Annotated in this window: 18 protein-coding genes and 2 pseudogenes; 18 read left to right on the plus strand and 2 right to left on the minus strand. The window is 43.5% G+C overall.

Going from position 1 to position 17,034, the window contains the following annotated elements:
* Nucleotides 1-42 precede the first annotated feature (42 nt).
* The 5 genes and pseudogenes from CK1_RS08665 to CK1_RS08685 all read left to right on the plus strand — a co-directional run bounded on the left by CK1_RS08665 (nt 43) and on the right by CK1_RS08685 (nt 5,934).
* On the plus strand, nt 43-1,611 hold the full coding sequence (locus CK1_RS08665) for an ICP22 family protein (protein WP_015525888.1): 1,569 nt from the start codon (nt 43-45) through the stop codon (nt 1,609-1,611).
* Nucleotides 1,608-2,351 carry a COG1470 family protein gene (locus tag CK1_RS08670; RefSeq protein WP_306288847.1) on the plus strand — a complete coding sequence of 248 codons (744 nt, stop codon included), beginning with the start codon at nt 1,608-1,610 and terminating at the stop codon, nt 2,349-2,351. Before CK1_RS08665 ends, CK1_RS08670 begins: the two co-directional genes overlap by 4 nt.
* 173 nt (nt 2,352-2,524) lie before the next feature.
* Nucleotides 2,525-3,067, plus strand: a complete 543-nt coding sequence (locus CK1_RS08675; protein WP_353611153.1) for an LPXTG cell wall anchor domain-containing protein — start codon at nt 2,525-2,527, stop codon at nt 3,065-3,067.
* Nucleotides 3,068-3,292: 225 nt separating this feature from the next.
* Nucleotides 3,293-5,346 (plus strand): annotated as a pseudogene (gene htpG / locus CK1_RS08680) (molecular chaperone HtpG).
* A 279-nt stretch (nt 5,347-5,625) separates the two neighbouring features.
* Complete coding sequence (locus tag CK1_RS08685) at nt 5,626-5,934, plus strand: sporulation initiation factor Spo0A C-terminal domain-containing protein (protein WP_015525890.1); 309 nt, start codon at nt 5,626-5,628, stop codon at nt 5,932-5,934.
* 23 nt (nt 5,935-5,957) lie between these two features.
* On the opposite strand, the pseudogene CK1_RS18220 reads toward CK1_RS08685, so the two are convergent.
* Nucleotides 5,958-6,499, minus strand: a pseudogene (locus tag CK1_RS18220) (DUF5721 family protein).
* 118 nt (nt 6,500-6,617) lie between these two features.
* On the opposite strand from CK1_RS18220, the gene CK1_RS08700 reads away from it, so the two are divergent.
* Nucleotides 6,618-7,457, plus strand: a complete 840-nt coding sequence (locus CK1_RS08700) for a DegV family protein (protein WP_021650968.1) — start codon at nt 6,618-6,620, stop codon at nt 7,455-7,457.
* A gap of 117 nt (nt 7,458-7,574) precedes the next feature.
* Nucleotides 7,575-7,829 (plus strand): hypothetical protein, encoded by a 255-nt coding sequence (locus tag CK1_RS08705; protein ID WP_015525893.1) that lies wholly within the window; start codon nt 7,575-7,577, stop codon nt 7,827-7,829.
* Between the two features lie 144 nt (nt 7,830-7,973).
* Here the strand turns inward: CK1_RS08705 and CK1_RS08710 are convergent, their stop codons facing one another.
* Nucleotides 7,974-8,174 (minus strand): cold-shock protein, encoded by a 201-nt coding sequence (locus tag CK1_RS08710; RefSeq protein WP_015525894.1) that lies wholly within the window; start codon nt 8,172-8,174, stop codon nt 7,974-7,976.
* A 322-nt stretch (nt 8,175-8,496) separates the two neighbouring features.
* Here CK1_RS08710 and CK1_RS08715 point away from each other — a divergent pair, with 322 nt between their 5' ends.
* From CK1_RS08715 to CK1_RS08760, 11 genes are all read left to right on the plus strand, one after another.
* Entirely contained in the window at nt 8,497-9,795 is a 1,299-nt protein-coding gene (locus CK1_RS08715; protein ID WP_015525895.1) for a dihydroorotase, read from the plus strand.
* Nucleotides 9,792-10,718, plus strand: a complete 927-nt coding sequence (gene pyrF, locus CK1_RS08720; RefSeq protein ID WP_015525896.1) for an orotidine-5'-phosphate decarboxylase — start codon at nt 9,792-9,794, stop codon at nt 10,716-10,718. Before CK1_RS08715 ends, pyrF begins: the two co-directional genes overlap by 4 nt.
* Nucleotides 10,719-10,791: 73 nt before the next feature.
* Nucleotides 10,792-11,526, plus strand: coding sequence for a dihydroorotate dehydrogenase electron transfer subunit (locus CK1_RS08725; RefSeq protein WP_502685129.1), 735 nt, complete (start codon nt 10,792-10,794; stop codon nt 11,524-11,526).
* Complete coding sequence (locus tag CK1_RS08730; RefSeq protein ID WP_015525898.1) at nt 11,523-12,428, plus strand: dihydroorotate dehydrogenase; 906 nt, start codon at nt 11,523-11,525, stop codon at nt 12,426-12,428. Before CK1_RS08725 ends, CK1_RS08730 begins: the two co-directional genes overlap by 4 nt.
* 139 nt (nt 12,429-12,567) lie before the next feature.
* Nucleotides 12,568-13,242, plus strand: a complete 675-nt coding sequence (pyrE, locus tag CK1_RS08735; RefSeq protein WP_015525899.1) for an orotate phosphoribosyltransferase — start codon at nt 12,568-12,570, stop codon at nt 13,240-13,242.
* Between the two features lie 70 nt (nt 13,243-13,312).
* The gene (locus CK1_RS08740; RefSeq protein WP_022426215.1) at nt 13,313-13,465 is read left to right on the plus strand and encodes a hypothetical protein; all 153 of its coding nucleotides are present in this window, start codon (nt 13,313-13,315) and stop codon (nt 13,463-13,465) included.
* 28 nt (nt 13,466-13,493) lie between these two features.
* Entirely contained in the window at nt 13,494-14,003 is a 510-nt protein-coding gene (locus CK1_RS08745; protein WP_502685100.1) for a VanZ family protein, read from the plus strand.
* Nucleotides 13,987-14,301, plus strand: coding sequence for a hypothetical protein (locus CK1_RS08750; protein WP_015525901.1), 315 nt, complete (start codon nt 13,987-13,989; stop codon nt 14,299-14,301). Before CK1_RS08745 ends, CK1_RS08750 begins: the two co-directional genes overlap by 17 nt.
* A 44-nt stretch (nt 14,302-14,345) precedes the next feature.
* Entirely contained in the window at nt 14,346-14,915 is a 570-nt protein-coding gene (locus tag CK1_RS08755) for an HD domain-containing protein (RefSeq protein ID WP_015525902.1), read from the plus strand.
* Between the two features lie 16 nt (nt 14,916-14,931).
* On the plus strand, nt 14,932-15,057 hold the full coding sequence (locus CK1_RS18225; protein ID WP_353611154.1) for a hypothetical protein: 126 nt from the start codon (nt 14,932-14,934) through the stop codon (nt 15,055-15,057).
* Entirely contained in the window at nt 15,042-16,976 is a 1,935-nt protein-coding gene (locus tag CK1_RS08760) for an aminopeptidase (RefSeq protein WP_015525904.1), read from the plus strand. Before CK1_RS18225 ends, CK1_RS08760 begins: the two co-directional genes overlap by 16 nt.
* Nucleotides 16,977-17,034: the final 58 nt, after the last annotated feature.

Consider the following 17,034-nt stretch of genomic DNA (forward strand, 5'->3'; position numbering starts at 1 on the left):
GTAAATGTGGGGAAAATAAAATGATGTAAAGGAGGATGGGATATGAAAAAAAGCAGAGTGCTGGCAGTCGTCATGGCTGTGCTTATGATGGTAACGCTGCTTCCATCGATGGTATTTGCCACTGCAGTTCCATCTGGAACTCTTGATGGAAAGTTGAAGGTCAAAGGAACACTTGCGATCGGGTCTACTTTAAGTGCAGATTACTCAAAGGTCAAGCCGGAGGGGATCACAGATGATAATGTGAGTTTTTCCTGGTCATTAAAGGACGGAGACCTTCTTACAGAGGTAGGAACTGACAAGACTTATAAAATCGATGAAAAAGATCTGGGTCTTCCGATCGTTCTGAAGATTACCGGAAAAGAAGAGACGGGAGTTAGTGGTGAGCTTACGGTGACGACCCAGGAGGTTTCCGAAACAGAGGAGGAAGCCAAAGCACTGGCAGAAAAGAAAAAGGAAGAAGCCAAAGCAGCAGGAGAAGATCCGGATGCGGAGGAAAGTGAAGCTTCGGCAGCTTCGGAGTCTTCAGAGAACACGCCGGATACAGAAGCTGGAATGTCAGAGGAGCCTGATAGTGCTCAGCCTGAGGAAACCATAGAGCCGGCAGAAGAAACGGAGTCAGCGGATGTGCAGGAGAATACAGATGTACAGGAAAATACAGATGCACAGGAACCTGCAGATACCCAGGAGCCTGCTGAAAACTCTGTTATAGAAGTAAACGGAGAACAGTCAGGGCCTCAGAATACCGATGAGGCAGATACATCTGGAGATAGTCAGACAGAGACACCGGATTCCGCAGATACAGCAGCAGACGCTTCTGAAAAAAATGAGGAACCGACATATTCGGCATCTGCATACACGGAAGATGGAAGTGGAATTCTGGATTTTGGTTCCGTGGAAGAAGGATATACGGAAATTCCGGAAGCACAGATGGTTACTATCAAAAATAACGGAACCGGCGATCTTAATTTTAAAGAGATCGCCCCGGAGAATTTCATGGCTGCGGATATTAATGATGCGCCATTAAAGAGTGGTGAAAGTGTTACTGTGTGGGTAAAACCACGAGAAGGTCTGAAGGCTGGGGAATACAAAGATCTGATCACGTATCAGACAGAAGAAGGTGCCGATGTCTTCTTTGAAGCGGACTTTACAGTAAAAGAACCGGAAAATAAAAAAGCCGAAGATAATGAAAATAATGAGCAGACAGATCCCGGGGAAACATCGGACCCTGCAGCGGAAAAAATATACAAGCTAACTGCGGATCCGACAGAACTGCCTTTTGATGATCTGACTGCCGGTTATGAAAAGGTAGAAACAACAAGTACAGTCACGATCAAAAACGAAGGTACAGAAGCTGTGACGTTAGTACAGCCTGAGTCGGAGTTTTTTGATATTGCGCCGGTCAGTGAAGTGGAGAGTAGCGGAAATATCCAGTTGGCGCAGGGAGGAGAGCAGACCTTTACCGTACAGCCTAAGCTTGGACTCTCTGCAAAAGATGATCCATACGTGGAAGAGCTTGTATTTGCTTCTGATGAAAGCACGGAAGCATCTGCTACAGTGACGGCTTCGGTTATGGTAAAGACAGAAACACCAAAACAGTTACTGCAACAGTGAAACCGGAAGGTCCTCTGAAGTTTGGAACACTGGAACAGGGCTATGAGACTGCGCCGGATGCACAGCCTGTAACCGTAGAGAATACAGGTACAGAGGCTATCCGGATCCAGCTTTCTGCTCCGGAGGATTATGAGGTGGGAGAGCCTTCTGCGGAAGTGCTCAATCCCGGAGATAAGGCGGCAACCTTTACCGTACAGCCCAAGACCGGTCTTCAGGTCGGAGATCACAGCGATACGATTTCTGTGACAGATCAGAATACCGGAAACACACTGGCTGAAGTCCGGCTGGAATTTACAGTTTCGGAGCCGGAACCGGAACCGGAACCCAATCCCGGTCTTTCGGTAACAGATAGTCTGGAGTTTGGAACCAAAGAGGAAGGCTATAAGGAACTTCCTGATGCGAAGAAAGTTACAGTTACCAACACCGGAAATACAAAGATCGTTCTGAAACAGCCTTCATCAAATGCATATACAATTGGTACACTTTCCGCCACAGAGCTGGAAGCAGGAGATAATGCAACCTTTAGCGTACAGCCGGTCAGCGGACTTTCACAGGGGGAATATCTGGAAGACATTGTGATCGCCAATGATGCAAATGTGGAAGCTTATGTAAATGTCCATTTCAGTGTTACAAAGAAAAAACAGATAACGGTAAGAAGGCGAATAACCTTACAGGCATCAAAAAGCCATCCGATATCAAAGATCTACCCAATGGAACCCAGAAAACCCAGAAAGCCCTGAAGCTTCCGGGAACAGTAAAGATCACTACAACAAAGGGAGAGCAGAAGGCATCTGTTAAATGGGATGTTAAGGGATCTTCTTATGATCCGTCTTCTGCAGAACGTCAGATATTTAATGTAAAAGGTACCGTCATTCTTCCGGAGGGGGTTAAGAATCCCAACAAGATCAGTACAGTGATCGCAGTAAGTATTACAGTAAATGGATATCAGGGCACGGAAGCCGCTGCATCGGACAATAAGATCACAGGCATTGATTCCAATGGCAAGTATGATACCAATACAAAGATCACCTTTACAGCAGCTGGTGCAGGAATGGATAATACAAACCCGCGTAAGGGAGATACCAGATATCAGCCGAAGAGCTGGAAGATCACAGAGACCCGTACCTGGGATGGAGAGCCTTATACTGCAACATTCCGTGTCAGCAAGCCGGGAAAATATACTCTGAAAGTTACCTTTGGACAGCAGAAATACGACGGCTCCAGCTGGAAGGATACCGGTACACAGTCAGAAAGTACGGTTACTTTTACGGTATCACAGGCAGCAGTTCTTACTGCGACTCCGAGTCCGGCAGTGACACAGACAAATCAGAAATCTGCAGTGCAGACGGGAGACAGTACACCGATCATGACATTTGTGATCATTTTGATCGTGGCTGTGGTATGTATTGGAGGAATCCTTGTATATCGTAGAAAGAAAAATAAGAACAGAATGTAGAAGATAGTTTTACAGCACCCTCCGTACAAAAAATGTACGGAGGGATTTTTTTGCACATAGAGATCCGTTTTACATGCTGTTACTAGCACTCTATAATGATGAGTGCTAAATTTTTCTTGACTTTTGTAAAAAGTCGTATTAGTATATATTTATTGAAAAAACAACAGGTTTCCGGCTCTGTCGGAACATCAGAAATAAAAATAAAACAAAAGGAGAGTGACATATATGTCAGCAAAACATGGCAGTTTATCAATCAACAGTGAAAATATTTTTCCGATTATCAAGAAATGGTTATATTCCGACCATGATATTTTTGTAAGAGAGATGATCTCCAACGGATGCGATGCGATCACCAAACTGAGAAAGCTGGAAGTTATGGGAGATTATACATTCCCGGAAGGTTACAAACCGGCTGTAAATGTTATCGTTGATCCGGATCAGAAAACTTTGAAGTTTATCGATAACGGTATTGGTATGACAGCAGATGAAGTAGAGGAATATATCACACAGATCGCTTTTTCCGGTGCCACAGAGTTTCTTGAGAAATATAAGGATAAAACAACGGATGATCAGATGATCGGTCATTTCGGACTTGGATTTTATTCTGCATTTATGGTTGCAGATGAAGTTCATATTGATACTCTCTCTTACAAGGAGGGTTCCACACCGGTACATTGGACCTGTGACGGTGGTACGGAGTATGAGATGGCAGACGGAAACAAAACAGAACCGGGAACAGAGATCACTCTTTTCCTCAATGAGGAAAGCCTGGAGTTTGCCAATGAATATCGTATGAGAGAGGTTATCGAGAAATACTGTTCTTTCATGCCGGTAAATATCTATCTTTCCAAAGCAAATGCTGAACAGGAGTATGAAACGATCGATGAGGCAGATCTCCGTGAAGATGATGTGGTAGTTGAGCATATCCATGAGGATGCCAAGACAGAGGAAAAGGAGAATGATAAAGGCGAGAAAGAAGTTGTGGAAGTTTCTCCTGCCAAAGATAAAGTAAAGATCAATAAACGGCCGGTATCCTTAAGCGATACACAGCCGCTCTGGATGAAACACCCAAATGAGTGCACGGATGAAGAGTATAAAGAATTTTACCGTAAGGTATTTATGGATTACAAGGAACCGCTGTTCTGGATCCATCTGAACATGGACTATCCGTTCAACCTGAAGGGTATCCTGTATTTCCCGAAGATCAGGACAGAGTATGATTCCATTGAGGGAACCATCAAGCTTTATAATAATCAGGTATTTATTGCAGATAACATCAAAGAGGTGATCCCGGAATTCCTTCTTCTTCTGAAAGGTGTGATCGACTGCCCGGATCTTCCATTGAATGTTTCCCGTTCTGCACTGCAGAATGATGGTTTTGTGAAAAAGATTTCTGAATACATCACCAAGAAAGTAGCAGATAAGCTCACCGGAATGTGCAAGACAGACAGAGAGTCTTATGAGAAGTACTGGGATGATATCAGCCCGTTTATCAAATTTGGTTGCATCAAGGATGCGAAATTTGGTGAGAAGATGAACGATTATATCCTCTTTAAGAATCTGGATGGCAAATATCTTACCCTGAAAGACTGCATTGAGGAAAATAAAAAAGAAGAAACAAAAGCAGCTGAAGAGGAGAAGACAGAGGAGAAAGCTTCTGAAGGATCCCAGAATGAGGAACCGGAAAAACGGTGATCTATTATGTGACCGATGAGGTACAGCAGAGCCAGTACATTAATATGTTCCGTGAAGCGGGTAAAGATGCTGTACTGCTGAAGCATGTGATCGATTCACAGTTTATTTCCCATCTTGAACAGCAGGATCAGACGATCCAGTTCAAGAGAATTGATGCAGATCTGACAGAAGAGCTTCGTGAAGACGGAAAAGCGGATGAAGCAACAGTCAAGACACTTACTGAGGTGTTCCGTAAGAATCTTGGCAAGGATAAACTTGAAGTAAAAGTAGAGAAGCTGAAAAATGAGGGAACTGCAGCGATGATCACTCTTCCTGAGGAGAGTCGCCGTATGCAGGATATGATGAAAATGTACAATATGTACGGAATGGATCCGAATATGTTCGGTGGTCAGGAAGTACTTGTACTGAACGCAAATCATCCTCTTGTAAGATTTATAGCAGAAAATCAGGGATCAGAGTATGTTCCGGTGATCTGTGAACAGCTTTATGATCTTGCAATGATGAGCCATAAACAGCTTTCTCCTGAAGAAATGACAAAATTTGTAAAGAGAAGCAACGATATCCTTATGGTCCTTACAAAATAAAACGACATATAAAATGATCGAAAGGCTTTGCCCGTAATGGGGCGAAGCCTTTGCTTTTTTTATAACAATATGTGTATCTTTAACACAATTATAGGAATTTTAAATAAAATAATAGCTATTAAATAAAAATAACCTGTAAAATATGACTAAAAATTTAAATTAGTATCTAATATGTATAAAATAAATTTTCAGAAGAAAGCGAAAAATATAGATAACTGTCGTATTATACATAAGGGAGTGCTTTTAAAAAGAGAAAAAATGAAATGGAGGAACAAATGTATGAAAAAGGTGTATGGATTGATCAGAAGACTTGGTGCAAATTCGAAATACAAAGGATATTTTTTCGTTGCGGAAGCGGTAAAGATTTCCATGGGGTATCAGTATAAACCATTGCGGATCACAAAGGACATTTATCCATGCCTGGCGCGGAAGTACAGATCAACACCTACCAATATTGAGCATGATATCAGAACAATGGTAAATGTGTGTTGGGAAGGAAATAAAAACTGCTGGATGAGATTGCAGGATATCCTCTGGAATACAAGCCTACCAACAGTGAATTTATTGATATGCTTGCGTATTACCTGAGGGAAATAGAAGAAGAGAATTGACTATAGCCTTTCAAAAAGAATCTGATTCCTGGACAGAAAGCTCAGGATCATATCATCCCAGAGCTGCTCTGGGCGTTTATCCATAGAGAATGTTTTAAGAGAGGTTCCGGTAGTACAAAGAAGGCTGTTATTTTTAAATTGAAGATTTAAGAATAGTCCGTCTATCTGTTCGGAGGAAATTCCGAAATCTGTATTTCTCATTGCAGCTTCAACTCCACTCCGACTTAAATGCAGCACGATCCTGAAGCTTAAGGGCGTACGCTTACCGCGGATCACAGACCAGCAGAAAGGTCTGATGTCCTTCCAGAGAGAATGTGTCCGGCCGTGCTCTGTGAGTCTGTTCATGCTGTCTGTATCAAAAAATCTTTCTGAAGCCTGCCATCAATGGTAAAAGTATTAAAAGTAGTCACAGTCGCTTCGGACAGACAGAATTTGTCAAATACTTCTCCTATAAAAAGTTTGTTTGTGAAATCCCGGATATCTGTGATCTTTAATGCAAGCATGCCGCACTTCCTTTCTTTTATGTGATCGCGTGTAGACATTATATCTCAGATAAAGAAAAAGGACAGACTTTTTAAAAACTCTTTTCAAATATCTGTTTATGTGATACGATAGATGTGGTATTGAATACTACATATAATGGAAAAGAGGACGATATAATTGAGCTATAAGATTGCGATAGATAGCTGTGGGGAGCTTTTAGATGAATGGAAAAATGACGGCAGGATTGAATCCATACCACTGACGCTGACAGTGGGCGGTGAGAATATTATAGATGATGAGAATTTCGATCAGAAAGATTTTTTAAAGAAGGTTGCGGCCTGCCCGGAATGCCCCAAGTCTGCATGCCCTTCTCCGGAACGCTATATGAAGGCATATGAGTGTGATGCGGAACACATTTATGCGGTGACGCTATCGGCAGAATTGAGTGGTTCCTATAACAGTGCGATTCTTGGAAAAAACCTGTTCCTGGAAGAGCAGCCGGAGAAAAAGGTTCATGTATTTAATTCCAAATCTGCATCCGGTGGTCAGAGTCTGATTGCCATGAAGATCGTGGAGTGTGAAGAAAAGGGACTTTCTTTTGAAGAAGTAGTAAGTGAAGTAGAGAAATATATTGAAGAGATGAACACATTTTTTGTGTTGGAGAATCTGGAAACTCTGCGCAAGAACGGACGTTTGGGCAGAGTGAAAGCTCTGGTGGCCAGTGCACTGAAGATCAAGCCGGTTATGGGAGCTACTCCGGAAGGAACGATCTGTCAGCTGGATCAGGCCAGAGGCATGAATAAAGCAATCGTAAAAATGGTGGATCACATTGGAGAGAAGGGGATCAACATCCCGGAAAAGACAGTTGCCATCACTCATTGCAACTGTCCGGAAAGAGCGAAGATGCTGGAGGAGGCTATCCGTGAGAAACTGCACCCAGCAAAGATCGTAGTTATGGATACTGCCGGTGTCAGCAGTATGTATGCCAACGATGGTGGCGTTATCGTAGCAGTCTGATCAGAGAAAATCTCCAGTTCAGAAAATTATCACATTTCTTCAGGGAGTTGCCGCTTTTCTTTTGAAAACAAGTGTGCTATAATGAACGAAGTACTGAAGCGGCAAAGGAGAAAGACAATGAGCCAGAAGAAAGTTGACAAATATAAAAACAACAAATACTCGCGAAACAGTGCCCTGAAGAAGGAACGCGCAGAATTTGTACTTGAGATGGCGGCATGGATCCTCATCGCGGTTCTGCTTGTAGGCTGGATCGGATATTCCGCATATGCCAAGATCCAGGCGAAGGAAGCCAGTGTGAAGGTGGATACTGTGATGGATACTTCTGCATTGACAGATTATATTTCCGGATTATCTTCAGACAGTGCGGAATAGAAAACACATATGAAATGATGGGTTCCCGGGATGTGTTGAAGCATCCCGGGGATTTTTATATACAGGATAAATACAATGCAATAAAAAACGGGTCTGCCATAAAGCAGCCCCGTTTTGACTTATACGTTTTTTATGGTTATAGAATTATAACTTTGTAACGTTAGCAGCCTGCATTCCGCGAGCGCCCTCTGTTAAGTCGTAGGATACAGCCTGTCCTTCTTCAAGAGATTTGAAGCCTTCACCGTTGATAGCGGAGAAGTGTACGAATACATCCTGTCCGTCCTCACCTGTGATAAAACCATAACCTTTTTCTGCGTTGAACCATTTTACAGTTCCCTTGTTCATTTTGTGTTACCTCCATAAAAATAAAAAATTAAAATAGCCTTCTGATGATAATAAAAAATCACCAGATTTTACAGACTATATTCATGTAAATATAATCTCTAAAAACTAGTGATTTTACATTAAATATTTTGCCATGCTCTGATTATATAACCCGTGTTTTGAAATGTCAAGGAGAAAATTCCAACAATTCCGGGGTGTAAAAAGAGGCGAAATTGCTTTGTAAAAAAATCTTTATAAATAGAGAGATTTCGTGTATGATATAGGAGAATACAAGCGGATTGAAGGATCTGCTTTGAAAATACAGGATGAGAGGAGAACAGAAATGGGGATTCTGATTCGAGGAGGCCGGATCGTGGATGCGGCTACAGATACGGATAAAACAGGCGATATTTATCTGGAAGACGGAATCATTGCGGAAATAGGCCAGAAGCTGAAAAAGAAAGACGGCGACCGTGTGATCGATGCGAAAGGAAAGCTGGTCATGCCGGGAATTATCGACCTTCATGTCCATTTTCGTGATCCGGGCCAGACACATAAGGAAGATATCAAGAGTGGTGCTGCTGCGGCAGCACGTGGTGGTGTGACAACTGTAGTTGCTATGCCAAATACAACTCCCACTATTGATAATCCGGACCGGGTAAACTATGTACATAACAAGGCGGCGCAGGTTTCCGGTATTCATGTACTTCAGGCAGGTGCAGCCACTATGGGAGAGAAAGGTACTGAACTTGCAGATATTGCCGGAATGGTGAAAGCAGGGATCCCGGCAGTATCCGAGGATGGAAAATCTGTGATGAATACAGCACTTTGTAAAGAAGCAATGAGGATCGCAGCAGAATGTGGCGTGCCGTTTTTTGACCATTGTGAAGATATCGATCTGCGTGGAGATGGATGCATGAATGAGGATGAGAACGCCAAAAGACTGGGGCTTCCCGGAATCTGCAATGCAGTGGAAGATACCATTACAGCCAGAGATATCATTCTGGCGCTGGAGACAGGAGTCCATCTTCATCTCTGCCACTGTTCCACTTATGGGGATGCCCAGATGATGAAGATCGTAAAAGAGAAAGGATACGACAATATCACAGCTGAAGTATGCCCGCACCATTTTATCCTTTCATCCGATGATATTAAAACAGATGACCCGAATTACAAGATGAATCCGCCGCTCCGTACACCGAAGGATGTGGAAGCACTGAAACAGGGCCTGAAGGACGGTACCATCGAGGTGATCAGCACGGACCATGCACCGCACAGTGCACAGGAAAAAACAGGTTCTATGAAGAATGCACCATTTGGGATCGTAGGTCTGGAAACAAGCCTTCCGCTCACCTATACAGAGCTGGTGGAAAAAGATGTGATCACACTGAAACAGATGGTTGAGAAGATGTGCCTGAATCCGGCGAAAATCCTCGGGCTTGACAGAGGAACTCTCCAGAAAGGCCATCCGGCAGATGTGATCATCGTGGATACGGAGCAGGAGTATGCTATCGATAAAAATAAATTTGTTTCTAAAGGACATAACACACCGTTTGATGGCTGGAAAGTAAAGGGAAAAGTGCTTTATACCATCTGTGACGGAAAAATTGTATTTAATAACCAGGAGGAGAAAGAATCATGATTAACAAACTGATCAGCAATATCCGCAAAACAAATGCACCAATCGTTGTAGGACTGGATCCTATGCTGAATTATATTCCGGAGCATATCCAGAAAAAGGCTTTTGCAGAGTTTGGGGAGACTCTGGAGGGCGCTGCAGAAGCAATCTGGCAGTATAACAAAGGAATCGTGGATGCGACCTTTGATCTGATCCCGGCAGTGAAACCACAGATCGCCATGTATGAGCAGTTTGGTATCCCGGGACTGATCGCATACAAGAAAACGGTTGAGTATTGTAAATCCAAAGATCTGGTTGTGATCGGTGATATCAAAAGAGGTGATATCGGTTCCACATCTGCAGCATATGCAGTTGGTCACTTGGGACAGGCTCAGGTAGGCTCAAAAAAATATGCAGGTTTTGATGAGGATTTTGCAACAGTCAATCCATACCTTGGTTCTGATGGTGTGAAACCCTTTATGGATGTATGCAAGGAAGAGAAAAAGGGTATCTTTGTTCTGGTCAAAACTTCCAATCCATCAAGTGGTGAGTTCCAGGATCGTGTCATCGACGGTCGCCCGCTCTATGAGCTGGTAGGTGAGAAGGTTGCACAGTGGGGCGATGAGCTTATGGGTGATGGATATAGTTATGTTGGTGCTGTTGTAGGTGCGACCTATCCGGAAATGGGAAAGGTATTAAGAAAGATCATGCCGAAGACATTTATCCTTGTTCCCGGATATGGTGCTCAGGGTGGAAAAGGCGCAGATCTTGTCCATTTCTTTAATGAGGACGGACTTGGTGCTATCGTAAACTCTTCCAGAGGAATCATCGCTGCATATAAGCAGGAGAAATATAAAGAGTTTGGCGCTGAAAATTACGCAGATGCTTCCAGAGCGGCAGTAAAAGATATGATCGCGGATATCAGCGGTGCGCTGGAGAACAGATAATACAGGAGGCATTTTATGAGTATATCAGAAAGTAAAAAACAAAAAGCCCTGTAAGATACTCAGCCAGGAATGTATTGGTACAGATATTTACAGTATGTGGCTGGATGCAGGTGAGATTGGAAAAAATGCAGTGCCGGGACAGTTTGTATCACTTTACAGCCGCAATGGCGGTAAGCTTCTGCCAAGACCCATCAGTCTCTGTGAGATCGATAAAGCAGAAGGAAAACTGAGACTGGTATATCGCGTTACAGGAAAAGGAACCGGTACGGAGGAATTTTCCAGACTTCATGCAGGGGTCCCCATTGAGACTATGGGACCTCTGGGAAATGGTTTTCCGCTGGATGCAGTAAAAGGCAAAAAAGTGTTTCTCATGGGTGGAGGAATCGGAATCCCGCCAATGCTGGAAACTGCTAAACAGCTGGACGCAGAAAAGATCATGGTTCTCGGATACAGAGATGAGCTGTTTTTAAATAAGGAATTTGAAGCTTATGGAGATGTCTATGTGGCAACAGAAGACGGCTCTGCAGGAACAAAGGGAAATGTTATGGATGCCATCCGTGAGAACGATCTTGAGGCAGATGCGATCTTTGCCTGCGGACCTGCCCCGATGCTCCGTGCCATCAAGGCATATGCCCTTGAAAAAGGAATTCCGTGCTGGATCTCCATGGAAGAGCGTATGGCCTGTGGCGTAGGCGCGTGTCTTGCCTGTGTGTGCAAATCCAAAGATGTGGATTCTCATTCTCATGTCCATAACAAGAGAGTATGTAAAGACGGACCTGTATTCCTGAGCACGGAGGTAGAGCTATGAGCAGAATGAATGTAAATCTTGCCGGCGTAGAACTTAAGAATCCGGTGATGACAGCGTCCGGAACATTTGGTTCCGGAGCGGAATACAGTGAATTTGTGGATCTGAACAGACTTGGCGCAGTTGTGACAAAAGGTGTGGCAAATGTACCGTGGCCGGGAAATCCTACACCGAGAGTGACAGAGACAGCATCCGGAATGCTCAATGCCATTGGTCTTCAGAATCCGGGGATTGATGTTTTCTGTGAAAGAGATATTCCGTTCCTTAAAAAATATGATACAAAGATCATCGTCAATGTCTGTGGAAAATCTGCAAAGGATTACTGTGAGGTTGTAGAACGCCTTGGAAATGAGCCTGTGGATATGCTGGAGATTAATGTTTCCTGCCCGAATGTCAAGGAAGGCGGAATTGCCTTCGGTCAGAATCCGAAAGCTCTTGAAGAGATCACAAAAGAAGTAAAGAAATATGCAAAACAGCCGGTGATCATGAAGCTGAGCCCAAATGTAACCGATATTACCGAGATGGCGAAAGCAGCAGAAGCTGGCGGCGCAGATGTTCTTTCTCTTATCAATACCCTGACAGGAATGAAGATCGATATCAACAGACGTACATTTGCACTGGCAAATAAAACTGGTGGAATGTCCGGTCCTGCAGTAAAACCGGTAGCTGTCCGTATGGTATATCAGGTGGCAAATGCAGTATCCCTTCCTATCATCGGTATGGGGGGAATTGCAACTGCTGAGGATGCCCTGGAATTTATTATGGCAGGTGCTACTGCAGTGTCTGTGGGAACTGCAAACTTTTTTAACCCTTATGCCACTGTGGAGATCGCAGATGGTATTCAGGCATTTCTTGAAAAACAGAAAGTGGAAGACATCAATGAGCTGATCGGAGTAGTGAAATAACGGAGGATTGCCGTATTTGCAATTCTGTTGTTCATATGTTAGAATTAACAGGATAAATAAAGGGATTTTACACTGGGATTGTAACAGAGTGTGGATCCTGGGTTTGTCGTATATATGAAAAACATGGAGGATTAGATAAATGGAACAGTATAAGCAGGAATTTATTGAATTTATGATTGACTGTAATGTCCTGAAATTTGGAGATTTTACTACGAAATCAGGAAGAAAGACACCATTTTTTGTAAATACAGGATTTTACCGTACCGGTGCGCAGCTTCGCAAGCTGGGACAGTATTATGCAAAAGCGATAGAAAGCAAATTCGGACTGGATTTTGATGTGCTGTTTGGACCGGCATACAAAGGAATTCCGCTTTCTGTAGCAGCAACTATGGAAATCAGTGAAATGTACGGAAAGGATATCCGTTACTGTTCCAACCGTAAGGAAGTGAAAGACCACGGAGATAAAGGAATTCTTCTTGGTAGCCCGATCCAGGATGGGGATAAGGTAGTGATCATTGAGGATGTTACGACTGCAGGAACATCCATTAAAGAAACACTTCCGATCATCAAAGCGCAGGGAGATGTAAATCCGATAGGTCTTGTGGTTTCTGTTGACCGTATGGAACGTGGCCAGGGAACAAAGAGTGCGCTCAAAGAGATCGAGGAAACCTACGGCCTTCAGACTACAGCTATTGTAACTATGGCGGAGGTTGTTGAGCATCTCTACAACAAAGAATACAAAGGCCGTGTTGTGATCGATGATAAGCTGAAAGCTGCCATTGATGCATATTATGACCAGTACGGCGCAGAATAATATTGTTATAAAAGGTCATAAAAGAGCGGCGGATTCCGAAGGTCCGCTTTTACTGGGAGGACGCAGCCTTATGAATGAAAAAATTTATAAAACTATGGCGAGCAGCGGGGCGGGAAGCCTTGCACTCGGTATTGTCGTTCTGGTGACGGGACTTGTCACAGGAATTCTGATGATCGTGAACGGTGCGAGACTGCTCAGAAGAAAATCAGAGATATTAATCTAATATGATCTGAAAAGCCGCACGTTGTTCCGTGTGGCTTTTCGGACTATTTAAGCAGGGGAGAATATTGGAAAAAGGGACAAAACGCAGAGTAAAAAAACTCGGGACAGCTTTTTTTGTATTGTATGTTCTTGTTCTTGTGTATCTTCTGTTCTTTTCGGAAGGATACGGAAGAGTGGCGGATGCAGAAAGAGAATACCGTTACAATCTTGTTCCGTTTGTGGAGATCAGGCGTTTCTGGACTTATCGAAAAATAGTGGGTACATTTGCGCTTTTCACAAATGTTTTTGGAAATGTGCTGGGATTTGTGCCATACGGATTTATTCTTCCGGTAATAACCGGAAAAATGCGAAATGGCTTTTTTATCATATTATCCGGCTTTTTTATCAGTCTGACGATAGAAGTGATCCAGCTGCTTACAAAAGTTGGCTGCTTTGATGTGGATGATATGATATTGAATACTCTGGGCGCAGCGTTTGGATATGGGATTTATGCAGTCTGCGACAGGATTAGGAGAAAAATTAATGGCAAGAAGATATAGATATGCATTTGCAAAAAAAAGAGAAGCTTCCAAGGGAAAATGGTCTGTAGGACTTGCGGCGGCTTCCCTCGTGCTGTTTATCGCGGCAGTTGTGCTTGCACTCTTTTTTGATGGAAAGCTCGGGGGCCTGATCGGCGGAACCGGGCTTTTTGCCATGCTACTTTCTGCATATGGCTTTACACTGGGGCTTTCCAGCTTTTCGGAAGAAAACCGGAAACACAGGACGAGCATGGTCGGGTCTATTTTGAATGGAGTGATCCTGGTTATCTGGCTGGGACTTTTTTTATCGGGGGTATAACAGATGGATAAAAAAGAACGCTTAAAAAACAGCTGGACTTTATTATGGAAATAGATAAAGTCAAGAATATTTTTCGTCAGACATATCTTGCAGACGGAAAGCGGAAAGAGAATGATGCGGAGCATTCCTGGCATCTGGCGTTGATGGCAGTGCTTTTAAAGGAATATTCCAATGAGGAAGTGGATCTTTCGAAGGTGATTCCTATGGTACTGGCGCATGATCTGGTAGAGATCGATGCAGGTGATACCTATGCATATGATGAAAAAGGAGCGACAACCAAGGAATACAGGGAGAAGCAGGCAGCAGAACGGATCTATGGACTATTGCCGGAAGATCAGGGACAGTGGTTAAAAGCATTATGGGAGGAGTTTGAGGCTTACGAAACCCCGGAGGCGAAATTTGCCCATGTGCTAGATAATTGTCAGCCATTGTTTCTAAATGATGCTTCCAACGGAAAAAGCTGGGAAGAGCATCAGGTGAAGAAAAGTCAGATTTATAAGAGAAACCGGAAAACAGGAGAGGGTTCTGAAGTGATCTGGGAATATATGAAAGAACTCGTTGACAAACACATTGCCCTGGGGCATGTGATCAATGATGAAAAAGATGGGAGATGAAGTCTTGGAAGAATGCATGAAAGAACGTTATGGACTTGCGAAGGAACGGATCCGTGAGATCATAACAGAAGAAACCGTAAAAAACCGTTTGGAGATTTTTTCAGAAACAGGGCAAAGTTTCTTTCCATGGCAGCAGATGTGATGGATGAGAGCGCAGCAGAGCTTACGATGGAGGCGTTGAAAGAGAGAAATCATTGCTTTTATCAGGATATCCTCCCGGAAAATTATGAAAGCAGCTATGGAAATCCGGCGTATGCAGTACAGCAGATGGGAGAATATGGAAAAGCCTTCAGTTTTCTGTATGCAGAGATCGCAGGAACTGTAGCTTATGCTCATGAGAAAAGGCTGTGGGATATGACTGTATCCATGGAACTGTTTCTGGAAGTATATTCTGCATTTTGTGAGGAAGAACTTCCAGAGGCGGCAACAGTGGAGGGGATTCTCCGTTCCTATGTAAATGATTACTGCCAGGATATGATGGAGCAGAGGATACGGGAAGGTGTAGATCCGGAGCTTGACTTTGCAGCAGATATCATCATGAATTCGGATCTTTCGGATCTGAGATATCTGTATCGCTATGGCGAGTTTGTTTCAGAGAATGAAACAGGAGTTGCAGAGTTTCTGAACTCCCTTTCTCAGGAAGAGATCGATAAGATGGCTTCTACCTATACAGAAGGCTATCGGATCGGATTTATCACCGGACGGAAGGATATCACAAAAAAGAAAACAGTAAATATCCGATATAGTCTTGGTTTTGAACGGATGGTAAAAGCAGCGATCCTCCAGTTTGAAAAAATAGGTCTGAAGCCGGTAATCTATCGCCATGCAACGCATGTGGTAAATAAGAGAGGCGCCGTGAGAGTAGGCTATACAGGCGGCGTTGCCAATCCGCAGTACGATTACGATCATCGTCAGGACAGTGCATTGTTCCTGGATGGGGATTTTGTTCAGCGAAAACTTCGTGCTATGCAGACCTCCTATGAGAAGTACAGAGAACTGGCAGAAGTACATGGCGGTCCGGCCTGCATTGATACATTTGGAGAAAATCCTTTCTCTCCGATAAGTAAACCGGAAGCTTATGCATTAAGCGAGACACAGCAGAAGCTTCAGACAGAACTTGACAATGAATCCGGACAGATCGTAAACCGATACATCAAAGGTGATGAGAGAAGTTTTACGATCATTGCATATCCGGTTCCTGAGATTGGTGGAAATTATGAGGAAATTTTCCGTGAGATCGTAAAGATCAATACATTGGATTACCATCTCTATCAGGAAATCCAGCAGACGATCATCAATACCCTGGATACCTGTGAGTGGGTGGAAGTCAAAGGACGTGGAGACAATGAGACGGATCTTCTGATCCATCTTCATGAGCTGACAGATCCGGAGAAACAGACGAATTTTGAGAACTGTGTGGCAGATGTGAACATTCCGGTGGGCGAAGTCTTTACATCTCCGCAGCTGGCAGGCACAGGCGGAATCCTTCATGTGAAAAAAGTATATCTGAACGGTCTTCAGTTCCGGGATCTGAAACTGGTATTTGACTGCGGCCAGGTTATTGATTACACCTGCTCGAATTTTAAAACCGAAGAAGAGAACCGGAAATATATTGAAGATAATATCCTCCACCACCATCCGAAGATCCCCATGGGAGAGTTTGCCATCGGTACAAATACCACAGCTTATGTGGCGGCGCTGAAATACGGAATTGCGGATAAGCTTCCGATCCTGATCGCAGAAAAAATGGGACCGCATTTTGCTGTGGGCGATACCTGTTACAGCTGGGCAGAGGATACACCGGTATATAATCCGGATGGAAAAGAGATCATCGCCAGGGATAATGAGATTTCCGAGATGCGAAAAGATGACGTAAGCCTTGCTTATTATGGCTGTCATACAGATATTACCATTCCCTATGATGAGCTTGGAAGTATCCGTGTGATCGATGATGAGGGAGAAATGCTTTCTATTATCGAAAACGGAAGGTTTGTTCTTCCGGGAACAGAGGAATTAAACCGTCCTTTTGAGAATCTTCCATTAAATAATAATATAAGTTAATTAGTAAATTTACAGTTTTTCCGATCGTATTGACAGAAAGTGAGAATATACGTAGAAT

This window comes from Ruminococcus sp. SR1/5 (assembly GCF_000209835.1).
In the GTDB taxonomy this organism is placed as follows: Bacteria; Bacillota; Clostridia; order Lachnospirales; family Lachnospiraceae; genus Blautia_A; species Blautia_A fusiformis.